At 74.8% G+C, this 12,830-nt stretch carries 9 protein-coding genes and 2 pseudogenes; 3 read left to right on the top strand and 8 right to left on the bottom strand.

Annotation, left to right across the window (positions count from 1 at the left end; genetic code table 11):
- Nucleotides 1-8: 8 nt before the first annotated feature.
- Nucleotides 9-470 carry a hypothetical protein gene (locus tag ACFV9M_RS09790; RefSeq protein WP_385073231.1) on the bottom strand — a complete coding sequence of 154 codons (462 nt, stop codon included), beginning with the start codon at nucleotides 468-470 and terminating at the stop codon, nucleotides 9-11.
- A gap of 77 nt (nucleotides 471-547) precedes the next feature.
- Between ACFV9M_RS09790 and ACFV9M_RS09785 the strand changes: the two genes are divergently transcribed.
- Nucleotides 548-4,114 carry a DUF3060 domain-containing protein gene (locus tag ACFV9M_RS09785; RefSeq protein ID WP_385073228.1) on the top strand — a complete coding sequence of 1,189 codons (3,567 nt, stop codon included), beginning with the start codon at nucleotides 548-550 and terminating at the stop codon, nucleotides 4,112-4,114.
- A 137-nt stretch (nucleotides 4,115-4,251) separates the two neighbouring features.
- Here the strand turns inward: ACFV9M_RS09785 and ACFV9M_RS09780 are convergent, their stop codons facing one another.
- A complete protein-coding gene (locus ACFV9M_RS09780; RefSeq protein WP_385073225.1) occupies nucleotides 4,252-5,535 on the bottom strand; it encodes an adenylosuccinate synthase in 1,284 nt (427 codons plus the stop codon).
- Nucleotides 5,536-5,753: 218 nt separating this feature from the next.
- Between ACFV9M_RS09780 and ACFV9M_RS09775 the strand changes: the two genes are divergently transcribed.
- Nucleotides 5,754-6,614 carry a diacylglycerol kinase family protein gene (locus tag ACFV9M_RS09775; protein WP_385073223.1) on the top strand — a complete coding sequence of 287 codons (861 nt, stop codon included), beginning with the start codon at nucleotides 5,754-5,756 and terminating at the stop codon, nucleotides 6,612-6,614.
- A 114-nt stretch (nucleotides 6,615-6,728) separates the two neighbouring features.
- A pseudogene (locus ACFV9M_RS09770) lies at nucleotides 6,729-7,295 on the top strand (ABC transporter permease); the annotation flags it as partial.
- A gap of 46 nt (nucleotides 7,296-7,341) precedes the next feature.
- Here the strand turns inward: ACFV9M_RS09770 and ACFV9M_RS09765 are convergent.
- From ACFV9M_RS09765 to ACFV9M_RS09740, 6 genes and pseudogenes are all read right to left on the bottom strand, one after another.
- Nucleotides 7,342-8,562, bottom strand: coding sequence for a cytochrome P450 (locus ACFV9M_RS09765; protein WP_385073220.1), 1,221 nt, complete (start codon nucleotides 8,560-8,562; stop codon nucleotides 7,342-7,344).
- 44 nt (nucleotides 8,563-8,606) lie between these two features.
- Nucleotides 8,607-8,819 (bottom strand): annotated as a pseudogene (locus ACFV9M_RS09760) (response regulator transcription factor); the annotation flags it as partial.
- A gap of 74 nt (nucleotides 8,820-8,893) precedes the next feature.
- Nucleotides 8,894-9,787, bottom strand: coding sequence for an alpha/beta hydrolase (locus tag ACFV9M_RS09755; RefSeq protein ID WP_385073217.1), 894 nt, complete (start codon nucleotides 9,785-9,787; stop codon nucleotides 8,894-8,896).
- 338 nt (nucleotides 9,788-10,125) lie between these two features.
- Complete coding sequence (gene kynU, locus ACFV9M_RS09750) at nucleotides 10,126-11,376, bottom strand: kynureninase (protein WP_385073214.1); 1,251 nt, start codon at nucleotides 11,374-11,376, stop codon at nucleotides 10,126-10,128.
- Nucleotides 11,369-12,208: a tryptophan 2,3-dioxygenase family protein gene (locus ACFV9M_RS09745; protein ID WP_385073211.1), complete on the bottom strand. Its 840-nt coding sequence runs from the start codon at nucleotides 12,206-12,208 to the stop codon at nucleotides 11,369-11,371. Before ACFV9M_RS09745 ends, kynU begins: the two co-directional genes overlap by 8 nt.
- A 187-nt stretch (nucleotides 12,209-12,395) precedes the next feature.
- Complete coding sequence (locus tag ACFV9M_RS09740; RefSeq protein ID WP_385073208.1) at nucleotides 12,396-12,809, bottom strand: DUF3151 domain-containing protein; 414 nt, start codon at nucleotides 12,807-12,809, stop codon at nucleotides 12,396-12,398.
- Between the last annotated feature and the right edge of the window lie 21 nt (nucleotides 12,810-12,830).

The raw sequence follows: 12,830 nt of genomic DNA, 5'->3' as shown, positions 1-12,830 counted from the left end.
CCGGTGGTCTAACGCCCGAAGTGCAGAGGCCCGTTGATGTCCCGTGCCTGGACGACCGTGCCGTGGAAGGTGCCGCCGGAGATCTCGTTGCTCACGTCGCCCGCGCCGGTCCGCAGCTCCGGCAGCGCCTCGGCCTCGTGGCGCCAGGTCTCCAGGGCCCGGGCGAACGCCGGGTCCTGCCGGGCCCGCAGGGCCAGCGTCCCGGCCAGTTCCCGCGCCCGCGCCGCGTCGTCCGAGGCCTCGTCGAGGGCGGCCAGCTCCTCCTCGCCGCGCGGCTCGCCGGCCGTCCCCCGGCCCTCGCCGCTCGTCGGCCGCGCTCTGACCAGGGCCCGCAGGGACGCCCAGAGCTGCTGCCCGGCGGCGCCCGCCGTCCCTCCGGCGAGAGCCATCAGCAGTGCGGGTGCGATCGGTTCCACGGCCACCTCTCCGGTGAGTACAGCGGCGTACGTCAGGGTTCGAGGGTAGAGCACCGGAAGAGGCGAAACGCCGGGAATGGGCGGTGTATGTTGCCGGGGGTTCACGACAGCGACCGTGGCGCGAGGGGGACATGGCGCGGGAGGAAGCGGGGGAGCCGGCACCCGGGACGACGAACACGTTCGTCGGCAACGCCGTCCACCTGGTGCAGGCCCGGGACATCAAGGGCCACATCATCTTCTCGGGGCGCACCGGCTCGCCCTGGCCCGTCCTCGGCCGGCTCGTGGCGTCCCTGGTGCTGTCCGCCGGCGCGGGGGTGTGCGGCTGGTTCGCGCTGGACCGGATGACGTCGTACGCGCCGCCGCCCTGGACGTGGGTCCTGGCCGGCGCCGCGCTGGTCCTGCTGGGCGGGGCGGGCTGGGGGCTGGCCCTGACGACGGCCGGCTGGCGGGCGTACCGCTCCCTGGGCAGGGCGCACCGGCTGGCCGTGGCCTGCGAACTGCTGGCCGAGGCGACCAGGGCGACCTGGGACCGGGAGGAGAAGGTCCGGCGGCTCTACGACCCCAAGCCGCTCCCGGTGCGCTGGCGGACGGCCACCTCGCTGCACGACCACTGGCCGACGATCCGGGACGTCGAGGAGGATGAGCCCCTCCCCCTGAACGGACGGTTCGACGACATCCTGGACGTCTTCGAGCGGATCGACTCCCGTCGGCTGGTCGTGCTGGGCGGACCGGGTTCCGGCAAGTCGGTCCTCGCGACGCGCTTCGTGCTGCGCCATCTCCAGCACCGGCGCGACCACCACCCGGCGGGCCCCGTCGCGGTCCTGCTGCCCCTGTCGTCCTGGGATCCGCGGGACACCTTCGAGGCGTGGGCCGCGCACCGCATCGCCCTCGACCATCCGCGGCTCGCCCACGCCGGCGGCAGCGCGGAGTCCACGGCGGCCGAACTCCTCCACGAGGGCCGGCTCTTACCGGTCCTCGACGGGCTCGACGAACTGCCCGCCGCCGCCCGCCCCCAGGTCATCGAGGCGCTGAACCGCATGCGGGGACGGGAGACCGGCCGGGTGGTGCTGACCAGCCGCCGCGCGGAGTACGCGGCGGCCGTCGGCGAAGTGGGCGCCCTCCAGGCCGCCGCCGTGATCGAACTCGTCCCCCTCGCACCCGACGACCTGCGCCGCTTCCTGCCGTTGACCGGCCGGACCGGCGCCCGCGACACCGACGGCTCCAAGTGGCAGCCCGTCCTGGACGCCCTGCCGGACGACCCGGACGGGACCGATGACCCGGACGACCCGGATGAACCGGACGGGACCGACGACCCGGACACCCCGGACGGGACCGACGCCCCGGACACCCCGGACGGGACCGATGGCCCGGACACCCCGGACACCCCGGATGGGACCGATGGCCCGGACCACCCCGAGAACCACCACGCCCCCGACGGCCACGACGACCCCCGCGTCCCCCGCGCCCCCGACGGCCATCACGGCCCCCGCGTCCCGGCCGCCCCCGGCGGCCCGGTGGCGGCCGCCTCCCCGGACCCGGACGCCGAGCACGGCGCCATGCTCCGCCGCGCCCTGTCCACCCCCCTGATGACCGCCCTGGCCCGCACCGCGTACAGCGACACCACCGCCTCCCCCGCCGAACTGCTGCGCCGGGACCGCTTCCGCCGGCAGGAGGACGTGGAGGACCATCTCCTCGACCAGTTCGTCACCGCCGTCTACCGCCCGGTCCCGGACGCGCACGGCGTCCTCGACGACCGCTGGAGCGCCGACACGGCCCGCGTCTGGCTGGGCGCGCTGGCCCGCAGGCTGCAACGGCTCGGGATGCGGGAGATCACCTGGTGGCGGCTCGGTCCGGGGGTCCCCGAGGCCTGCCGCCTGGCGCTGGAGTGCCTCGCCCTCGCACTGCCCCTCGCCGTCACCGCCTGGCTGGTCCTCGGCGGGCCGCGCCAGCCGCAGCCGCCTTCCCCGCCGGCCGTCCTCGCGGTGCAGGCGGCCGCCTGTGTGATCGCCCTGCTGACGCGGCCTCCCCCGGGCGTGGACGCCGGGGTCGCACCGCGCCGGCTCGCCGTGCGCGGGCGGATACGCGCGTTCGCCGGGCAGGCGGCCCTCGCGACGCCGGTCGTCCTCGCCGTCGGGCTGCCGCTGCGGATCCCCACGGTGCTGCTGGCCGCGCTGCCCGTCCTGTTCGCGACACGCGCCTTCGTGGACCACGCCGTCGACATCTCCCGCGCCGCCGGCCCCTGGCAGCTGCTGCGCGCCGACCGTACGGCGGTGGCGGTGCTCGGGCCCGTCTACGCGCTGCGCGGCGAGGGCGTGTCCGCGCTCCGCTCCTGGCTCCTGGCCGGGGCGGCGCTCGGCCCGCTGCTGGTCACGGCCGCCTGGCACCGCACGGGCGGCCGGGACGCCGTGGACGCGCGGACCTGGACGCTCGCCGCCGTGGCGGCGCTGGTGTCGCTCGCGCTGCTCGGCGCCGCCTGTTCGGCGTGGTGGGGCTTCACCTCCACGCGGGTGGCGCTCGCCCTGTCCGGGCGGCTGCCGTGGGCGCTCGGGTCCTTCCTGGAGGACGCGCACCGCCGGGGTGTCCTGCGTCAGGCCGGCGGAGTCCACGCATTCCGCCACGCCCGCCTCCAGGACCGTCTCGCCGGCGGTCCCGCGCCCGCACCCACGCCCGCGCAGTCCCGCCGGCTACCCCTGCCGCCCCCGGTGGTCAACCTGGCCGCGCTGCCCGTCGCGCTGGTGGTGCTGCTCGCCCTGAGCCTCACGCCCGGGGTGCCGGGGCCGTACGCGGCGTCGGACGTGACCTGTCCGGCGCTCGCCCTGCCGCCCGGCTACTCCCTGACGCGCAGCGAGCGCGCGGACGCGGAGACGTACGACTGCGCGTGGAGCGGCGAGACGGACCCCGCCTCCGCGCCGCCCCGGGACGCGGGCTCACCGTTCGTGCCGCCGCTCCCGGACACCGGCTACGTCGGCACGTACGGGCTGTACTTGCGGATCAGTGTGCTGGAGCCGGTCTACTCCCTCGGCGCCGTCGACGTGGCGGCCGTGTACTACGACAGGGTGCGCGCGACGTTCGGGACGCGGGAGCCGGTGTCCGGCCTGGGCTCGGAGGCCGCGATCACCCCGGCGGGCAACCCGGTCCGGCTCGCCGTCCGCGTGGACAACGTGGTGATCGTGACGGTCGTCTCGGACACGCGCACCGGCTGCTCCCGCACCAGCGACGGGACCGCCCTGTCCCGCACCGCCGAAGCCCTGCGGGACCTGGGGCTGTCCGACGACCACCCACGGCTCGGCGAGCCGGTGCCCGCCCCGTGCGGTGGCCCCCGGGAGACGGAGAAGCACCCGACCCCTCCCCCGTCCCCCTCCCCCTCCCCGACCCCGACCCCGACCCCGACCGAGGAGGAGACACCCCTGCCGACGGAGCTGACGATCGACACCGACGGCGTCCACAGGTCGCACGTGTGCCACGGCGGGCGGGTGGAGCTGCACGCGGACGACGCGAAGCTGACCCTCACCGGCACCTGCGGCGAGGTGGACGTCCAGGGCGAGGGCAACGGCGTCTACGTGGAGCGGACCGACGGGCTCAGCATCGGCGGCAACCTCAACTCCGTCTACTGCCGGAACCCCGCGAAGGACGTGTACCGGTTCCCCGTCTTCCTCGACCGGCAGGCCGTCCACACGGTCATCGGCTGCGACCCGTGACGCGGAGGGGACGCCGAGGGGGCGCCGATGACGCGGAAGGGGCCGGTGCCCCGCGGCCGCCGCCGGTCACCGGCCCCTTCCGCGCCGTGTCACGGGATCACCGGATCACGGGATCACGGGATCACGGGATCACAGGATCACAGGAACGAGTTGATCTCGATCGTCTCGTCCCGGCCCGGGCCCACGCCGATCGCGGAGATCGGGGCGCCGGACATCTCCTCCAGCGCCTTGACGTAGTTCTGGGCGTTCTTCGGCAGGTCGGAGAACGACTTCGCCTTGGTGATGTCCTCGTTCCAGCCGGGGAGGGTCTCGTAGACCGGCTTCGCGTGGTGGAAGTCGGACTGCGAGTACGGGAGCTCCTCGACGCGCTTGCCGTCGATCTCGTACGCCACGCAGACCGGGATCTCCTCCCAGCCGGTGAGGACGTCCAGCTTGGTGAGGAAGAAGTCCGTGAGGCCGTTGACGCGGGTGGCGTAGCGGGCGATCACCGCGTCGAACCAGCCGCAGCGGCGGTCACGGCCGGTGGTGACACCGCGCTCGCCGCCGATGCGGCGCAGCGCCTCGCCGTCCGCGTCGAACAGCTCGGTCGGGAACGGGCCCGCGCCGACGCGGGTCGTGTACGCCTTGAGGATGCCGATGACGCGGCTGATCTTCGTCGGGCCGACGCCCGCGCCGGTGCAGGCGCCGCCGGCGGTCGGGTTGGAGGAGGTGACGAAGGGGTACGTGCCGTGGTCGATGTCGAGCAGGGTGCCCTGCCCGCCCTCGAAGAGGACGACCTTGTTCTCCTCCAGGGCCTGGTTCAGCACCAGGACCGTGTCGGCGACGTACGGCGCCAGCTTGTCGGCGTAGCCGAGCAGCTCCTCCACGACCTGGTCGACGGCGATCGCCCGGCGGTTGTAGAGCTTGGTGAGCAGCTGGTTCTTGACGTCGAGCGCCGCCTCGACCTTCTGCTGGAGGATCGACTCGTCGTACAGGTCCTGCACACGGATGCCGACGCGGTTGATCTTGTCGGCGTAGGTCGGTCCGATGCCGCGGCCCGTGGTGCCGATCTTGCGCTTTCCGAGGAAGCGTTCCGTCACCTTGTCGACAGTGACGTTGTACGGCGTGATGATGTGCGCGTTGCCGCTGATCATGAGCTTGGACGTGTCGACGCCTCGCTCGTTCAGACCGCTCAGCTCGGAGAGCAGGACCGACGGGTCGACGACGACGCCGTTTCCGATGACGGGCGTACATCCGGGGGAGAGGATCCCGGAAGGGAGAAGGTGGAGTGCGTACTTCTGGTCGCCCACGACGACCGTGTGGCCGGCGTTGTTGCCGCCCTGATAGCGCACTACGTAGTCCACCGAACCACCGAGCAGGTCGGTGGCCTTCCCCTTGCCTTCGTCACCCCACTGAGCACCGAGCAGCACAAGTGCGGGCACGCGCGTACACCCCTTCCGGGTGGGGCATGTCCAGGGTCAGGGGCGCATGCGGAGGCGCTTACCACCGCGTGCACCGCGACCGTCGTTGGCCGCCACGCGACCGTCACCGGTCGCACACCGTCGGACCCGGATGCCCCGGAATAGACGAAGCCCCTGGCGCAATAGCGCAAGGGGCTCTTGCACAAAGATGCTACCCGAGGAAGCGAGGCAGGACCGAGGTGGCGACTTTCGCGACGCCGGACCAGCTGCTGGTGATCATCGATCCGGTCGCCCGGACGACGGACGGAGAGTCCGTGAGAATCGCGAAAGACGTGCTCAGCGCGGGTGCGGCGGCAAAAGTGTGCCTGCCGGAGGGGCCGGAGGAATTTGCCCGCATGCTGGACCGCCGGGGCTCCCGGAGGCCGGTGGTCGTCGGCGACGACCGCGCCCTGAGCCGGGCGGTGGCCCTGCTGCACCGCCGGCGGGAGCTCGCCGACTGCGTGCTGTCGGTGGTGCCGGTGGGCAGCTCCCTGGGCGTCGCGCACGCCCTGGGGGTGCCCACGGGGGCCGTGGCGGCGGCGCGGGCGGTCCTCGAGGGGACCGAGCGGCGGCTGGACCTGCTGGTCGACGACAGCGACGGGGTGGTGCTGGGGGCCCTGCGCATCCCGCCGGTGCCGCTGGCCCCGCGGGACGTGCCGGAGGGTGCGGCCGTCCCGGGCGGTGCGCACCCCTGGCTGCGGACGTGCCAGCACCTGGTGCGGACCCTGGTGCCGGCCCGGCCCGCCCGGACCGCCCCGGCCCCTCCCCCGCCCGGCCCGGCCCGGCTGCGGGTCGAGGTCGACGGTGTGACCCTGGTCGACCTGGACCAGCCGGTCGAGGAGATCTCGGTGACCCCCGCCGCCACCGGCACGGCGACGGTCGAGGTGCGCCCGCTGTCCCTGGGCGCCGAGGCGTCACCGCTGGAGGCCCGGGGACGGACGGTGACCGTCTCGGGCGCCGACTTCCGCTACCGGGCGGACGCGTCGGTCGCGGGCCCGGTCCGCAGGAGGACGTGGACGGTGCGGGAGGGCGCGCTGGGGCTGGTGCTGCCGGGGCGGTGAGAGGCGTCCGGGGCGCCGGGCCGACTCCGCCCGGATCACCCCGGGTCCCGGTCCCCGAACAGCCGCTCGCGGTGGACCCGCCACCGTTCCATCATGGCGGCGACCTCCTCACCTGCGGGGCTGGCGGGTCAGGGGGCGGCCGGCGCCCTGGCCTTCGGGCTGGGGCTCGCGGCCGTGGGGATGCTCTTCGCGACCATGGCGGCGATCGTCGCGCAGCTCACCGGGAGCGCGCGGCCGGCCCGGGGGCTGACCTCGGCGGTGCTGGGCGCCGCGTTCGTGCTGCGCGCGGCGGGCGACTCGGCGACGGACGACGGTTCCTCGGCGCTGACCTGGCTCTCCCCGCTCGGCCGGCTGGAGCACCTGCGGCCCTTCGCGGGCGAACGCTGGGGGGTCCTGGCGCTGTTCGCGGCGGCGATCCTCGCGCAGGGCGCGACGGCGTACGCGCTGGCGGGCCGCCGGGACGTCGGTGCGAGCTTCCTGCCGACCCGGCCGGGACCGGCCGCCGGCCGTCTGCGGACGGCGGGGGCCCTGGCCCGGCGGCTGCACCGCGGCGGCGTCCTCGGCTGGAGCGCCGGCTTCTTCGTCGCCGGGGTGGTCTACGGCGGCATGACGGACGGCGCGGCCGACCTGGTCGGCGGCAACGAGCGGGCGCGCGAGATCTTCGAGCGGATGGGCGGCCGGGGTCACCGCGCTGCGCGGGCGGGACCTGACGACGTCGTGACGGGGCTCAGCCGGCAACCACCCTCAGCCCCTCCAGCCCCCTGATCACGAAGTTCGGCTTGCGCCGCGGCTCCGCCGCCAGGGTCAGCGCCGGGGCCCGCTCCAGGAGGGCCCGCATCGAGGCGGCCAGTTCGATACGGGCCAGGGGAGCGCCGATGCAGTAGTGGATGCCCGCGCTGAAGGAGATGTGCGGGTTCTCCGCGCGGGTCAGATCCAGCCGGTCCGGGGCGGTGAACACCGACGGGTCGCGGTTGGCCGAGCCGAACAGCATCGCGATCTCCGCGCCCCGCGGGATCGTCGTGCCGTCGATCTCGATGTCGTCGAGGACCCAGCGTTCGAAGAGCTGGAGCGGGGTGTCGTAGCGCATCAGCTCCTCGACGGCGGAGGGCACCAGGGAGTGGTCCGCGCGCAGGGCGGCCAGCTGGTCCGGGTTGCGGAACAGCGCCCACCAGCCGTTGACCGTGGCGTTCACGGTCGCCTCGTGGCCCGCGTTCAGCAGGAGCACGGCCGTCGAGATCATCTCCTGCTCGGTGAGCCGGTCGCCCTCGTCGTGGGCGGCGATCAGAGCGGAGACCAGGTCCTCGCCGGGCTCCTTGCGGCGGGCCGCGATCAGCTCCCGCAGGTACGCGGAGAACTCGACCGAGGCCCGCACCGCCCGGCGGGCCGTCTCCTGCGACGGACCCAGCTCGTACATCCCGCAGATGTCCGCCGACCAGGGCCTGAGCGGGGCCCGCTCCGACGCCGGGATCCCCAGCATCTCGGCGATCACCGCCACCGGCAGCGGTTCGGCGACGTCCGTCAGCAGGTCTCCCCCGCCGGCCGCCACCAGCCCGTCCACCAGCTCGCCGGCCAGCCGCTCCACGTACGGTTTCAGCCGCTCGACCGTGCGGGGGGTGAACGCCTTCGACACCAGGCGCCGGATGCGGGTGTGGTCCGGCGGCTCCAGATCGAGCATCCCGTGGTCGTTGAGCGTGTGGAACGGCTCGTGCTCCGCCGGGGGCGCCGTCCGCCCGAAGTCCTCGTGCGTGAACCGGTGCTGGTAGGTCCGCCCCAGCCGCCGGTCGCGCAGCAGCGCCGAGACGTCCGCGTGGTGCGGCACCAGCCACTGGCCGGTGGGTTCGTACCGGATGACCCGGCCCCGCTCCCGCAGCTCGGCGTAGGCCGGGTACGGGTCGGCCACGAACGCCGGGTCCCAGGGATCGAAGCGAAGGTCGTCGACTGCTGCCATGGCCGGACGCTACCCGTCGGCCGCGCCGCTGACCAGGGGGTCTCTCACCCCGGTGTCGCCGGCCGCGCCTCGTACGCGAACACCGCCGCCCGGGTGCGGCCGCGCAGGCCCGGCTTCACCGGGATCCGGCTGACGTGGGTCTTGACCGTGGACTCGGCCACCACCGGCCGCCCGGCCGTCTCGGCGTCGGACAGGCCCCGCGCGATCAGGACCAGGACCTCCGTCCCGCGCTCGGTCAGGTCGCCGTAGGCCGCCTGCCCGGTGCGGGCCGGAGGGGGGCCGCCGGCCAGCCGGTCACTACGGCCCCGCCGCGCCCCGCCCCCCACGCGCGTCACCACGCCAGCTGCGCGATCTCCTCCGCCACCACCGCGCACGCGTCCGCCACCGGGTCGATCAGCGGGAAGTGCCCGACGTCCTCCAGCAGCGTCACGCCCACCACCTCCCCCGCCTTCGCCGCCGCCTCCGCGTAGGACTCGGCGACCACCTGCGGGACGACCAGGTCGGTACGGCCCTGCACCAGGGTGGTCGCGATGCCGGTCGGCAGCAGCAGCGCGGGGTCGGCGTACGGCTGCCGCTCGGCGACGTGCTCGTCCCCGCCCAGGAGCTGGCGGAACGCGCCACCGCAGACGTCCAGTTTCCCGGCGACCTCGAAGTCCGCGATCGGGGCGAGCGCGACCACGCCCCGCAGCGGGGCGGGGCCGCCGGTGCGCCAGGGCGCGTCGGCGGGCAGCACGTGCCGGGCCGCGGCCCACAGGGCGAGGTGGCCGCCCGCGGAGTGGCCGGTGAGCACCGTGCGGCGCGGGTCGGCCTGCGGCAGGGCCCGGCGTACCAGGGCGGGGAGGGCGTCCAGCGCGGCGGCGACGTCGTCGAAGGTGTCGGGCCAGCGGCCCGCGACCGGCGCCTCGGTCCCGGAGGCCTCGCCCGCCGCCCCCCGCCGGTACTCCACGTTGGCCACGGCGAACCCCCGCCGTGCCAGGAAGCCGGCGAACGGCGTGATGTGCCGCCGGTCGTACGGCGCCCGCCAGGCGCCGCCGTGCAGGACGACGACCAGCGGGGCGGAGTCGCCGGAGGCGCCCGCCGCGGCCGTGGCCCGCGGTGCGTAGAAGTCGATCACCTGGTCGGGGTGGTCGCCGTAGGCGGCGGTGGTGTCCGGGTCGACCGCCGGATGCGAGAAGGCCGACTCCTCTTCGGCGGCGGCCCGGGCTGCGACGACGTCGTCCGGCATGCTCCAACCTCTCAGCAACGAAACGTGTTTGAACGAAACGGATGTGGCGGACCAGGTGGGGAGTCGGCCGTTGGCGGGGACGGTATCAGGCCGGTGACGTGCGCGGACACGGGGATGTCACGCTCGGTGAGGGCTAACGGGTTCCCCGCTCCCGTCGAGCCGGTGAGCGGGGTCCGCGGGAGGCCGACATGTCCGGCGAACCCGGCACGTACGTCCTGCTGGGCGCACGGCCCGGGTCCCCGCGGCCGGGCCGGCCCACCGCGACGCGCCCGCGCCGGCCCCGCTCCGGCCCCGCTCCGACCCCGCTCCGACCGCGCTCCGACCGCGCTCCGACCGCGCTATCCCCTCACCACCGCCCCCAGCACCCGCGCCGCCCGCTCCACGTCCGCGAAGCCCACGTACAGCGGGGTGAAGCCGAAGCGGAGGACGTCCGGGTGGCGGAAGTCGCCGACGACACCCCGGTCGATCAGGCGCTTCATGACGTCTCCGGCGATGGGGGCACCGCCCGCTCGAGCGGAGCCGAGAGTGGGGGAGCAGCGCAGGGCCACCTGGCTGCCGCGTTCCTCGTGCGCGACCGGCGTCACGGACTCCACGCGTCCGGCGGGGAGGTAGGCCGCCACGCACTCCAGGAAGAAGTCCGTCAGCGCGAGGGACTTCGCGCGGACGGCCTCGATCGACACGCCCCGCCACACGTCGAGCGCCGCCTCCAGCGCGAGCATCGACAGGATGTCGGGCGTCCCGACCCGCCCGCGCACGGCGCCCGGGGCGGGCTCGTACCCGGGGTGCATGCCGAAGGGCTCCGCGTGGGAGTTCCAGCCGGGCAGCGGGGAGTCGAAGCGGTCCTGGAGGCCGCGCCGGACGTAGAGGTACGCCGGTGAACCCGGCCCGCCGTTCAGGTACTTGTAGGTGCAGCCGACCGCGAGGTCCACGCCGTGCTCGTCGAGGCCGACCGGCAGGGCGCCCGCGCTGTGGCACAGGTCCCAGACGGCGACCGCGCCCGCCGCGCGCACGGCGGCGGTCAGCCCCGGCAGGTCGTGCAGCCGGCCGGTGCGGTAGTCGACGTGGTTCAGCAGCACCGCGGCCGTACGGTCCGACAGGGCCGCCGGCACCTCGGCCGGGGTCACCGGCCGCAGGGTGCGTCCGGTCAGCCGGGCCGCCGACCCGGCGATGTACCCGTCCGTCGGGAAGGTCGTCGCGTCGACGAGGATCTCGTCGCGGCGGTCGTCCACGAGACGCACGGCGCCGACGAGCGCCTTGAAGACGTTGACGCTCGTCGAGTCCCCGACCACGATCTGCCCGGCCGCCGCCCCCACCAGCGGGGCGATCCGGTCGCCGATCCGCTCCGGCGCGGTCCACCAGCCGCTCTCCTCCCAGGAGCGGATGCGCAGCTCCCCCCACTGGCGGCGTACGACGTCCGCCACCCGGCCGGGGACGGACACCGGCAGGGCGCCCAGGGAGTTGCCGTCGAGGTAGACGACCGGGTCGCCCGACTCCGGGCCGGACGCGGGGTCGAGGAGGAACTCGGCGCGCTTGGCGGCCAGCGCGTCACCGGCGTCCAGCTCGCTCGCCTTGAAGGCCAGGTCAGACATGGGACCTCGCCGTCCACAGCTCCGGGAACACGTTCTTGCGCGCGCGCTTCTCCAGCCAGGCCACGCCCGCCGAGCCGCCCGTGCCGGTCTTCGCGCCCATCGCGCGGCGGGTGGCGACGAGGTGGTCGTTGCGCCAGCGCCACACCAGCTCGGCGACATCGGTCAGCGCCTCGCCGAGGCGGGCCAGCTCGTCGCTCTCGTCACCGGCGTAGAGCGCGGTCCACACCGCCTCCACCTCCGGCGACGGCTCGTAGCGCAGCGCGACGTCGCGCCGCAGGACGGACTCCGGGACCGCGTGCCCGCGGCGGGCCAGCAGCCGCAGCACCTCGTCGTACAGGCTCGGCTCGTGCAGCGCCTTCTCCAGCTCGGCGTGGACGCGGGGCGCGCCCCGGTGCGGGACCAGCATCGACGCGGACTTCTCGCCGAGCAGGAACTCCATCCGCCGGTACATCGCCGACTGGAAGCCGGACCCCTCGCCGAGGGCGGAGCGGTACGCGTTGAACTGGGCGGGGGTGAGCTGGGCGAGCGGCCGCCAGGAGGCGTTCAGCGCCTCCAGCTCCCGTACGGAACGTTTCAGCGCGGCGGTCGCCACCGGCACCCGGTCCTGGCGCAGGGCCTGCGCCGCCGTCTCCCACTCGTGGACGATCACGGTGAACCACAGCTCCATCACCTGGGTCGTGACCAGGAAGACCATCTCTCCGGGGTCGTCGGAGAGGGTGTGCTGGAGGTGGGTGAGCACGTCCGCCTTGACGTAGTCCTCGTACGGCGTCGTGCCTGCGAAGTCGAGATGCGGGGTCTCGGGCTCGTGCGGTTCATGAGCCTCATGGGACATCGCTGTCTCCTGTTGTGTACTCCGGGTAGCGGTCCGCCCCTGCCGTTACCGACACGGGGGCCCCGGTCCCCACGGGCATCCTCCGTATCGTCCCCCGAAAGCGCAAGGCCCGCCCGGTCACGCCGGGCGGGCCCGCCACGACGGCCCCGCCCACGTCGGGCGGGCGGGCCCGGACACCTCACACGTGCTAGCCCAGCGTCTGGGCCGCCGTCGGCGAGGAGTCCTTCAGGAACTGCGAGCAGCGCTCGTACTCCTCCTGCTCGCCGATCGCCTGCGCCGCCCGGGCGAGGGCGTGCAGGGCGCGCAGGAAGCCGCGGTTCGGCTCGTGCTCCCAGGGGACGGGGCCGTGGCCCTTCCAGCCGTTGCGGCGCAGGGAGTCCAGGCCGCGGTGGTAGCCCGTTCGGGCGTACGCGTACGACTCGACCACGCTGCCCCGCTCGAACGCGTCGTCGGCGAGCTGGGCCCAGGCGAGCGAGGAGGTGGGGTGCCCGGCGGCGACGTCGGCGGGCGCCGTGCCGGCGGCGAGGAGCTCACGGGGCTCCGGGTCGTCGGGGAGGTGCGTCGGGGGCGGGCCCCCGAGGAGGTTCTCGTGAATGGACATGGGTCCAGTCTGGACGATCGG

Origin of the sequence: Streptomyces sp. NPDC059895, from assembly GCF_042731035.1 — a bacterium.
Taxonomy (GTDB): Bacteria; Actinomycetota; Actinomycetes; order Streptomycetales; family Streptomycetaceae; genus Streptomyces.
The sequence above is the reverse complement of the archived record's forward strand: the minus strand, read 5'-3'. Positions and strand labels throughout refer to the sequence as shown.

What these genes read in the sequence shown, in the direction of transcription:
- ACFV9M_RS09745 (WP_385073211.1), bottom strand. Translation starts at nt 12,208, where the DNA reads ATGTCCCATGAGGCTCATGAACCGCACGAGCCCGAGACCCCGCATCTC.
- ACFV9M_RS09765 (WP_385073220.1), bottom strand. Translation starts at nt 8,562, where the DNA reads ATGGCAGCAGTCGACGACCTTCGCTTCGATCCCTGGGACCCGGCGTTC.
- kynU (WP_385073214.1), bottom strand. Translation starts at nt 11,376, where the DNA reads ATGTCTGACCTGGCCTTCAAGGCGAGCGAGCTGGACGCCGGTGACGCG.
- ACFV9M_RS09785 (WP_385073228.1), top strand. Translation starts at nt 548, where the DNA reads ATGGCGCGGGAGGAAGCGGGGGAGCCGGCACCCGGGACGACGAACACG.
- ACFV9M_RS09740 (WP_385073208.1), bottom strand. Translation starts at nt 12,809, where the DNA reads ATGTCCATTCACGAGAACCTCCTCGGGGGCCCGCCCCCGACGCACCTC.
- ACFV9M_RS09755 (WP_385073217.1), bottom strand. Translation starts at nt 9,787, where the DNA reads ATGCCGGACGACGTCGTCGCAGCCCGGGCCGCCGCCGAAGAGGAGTCG.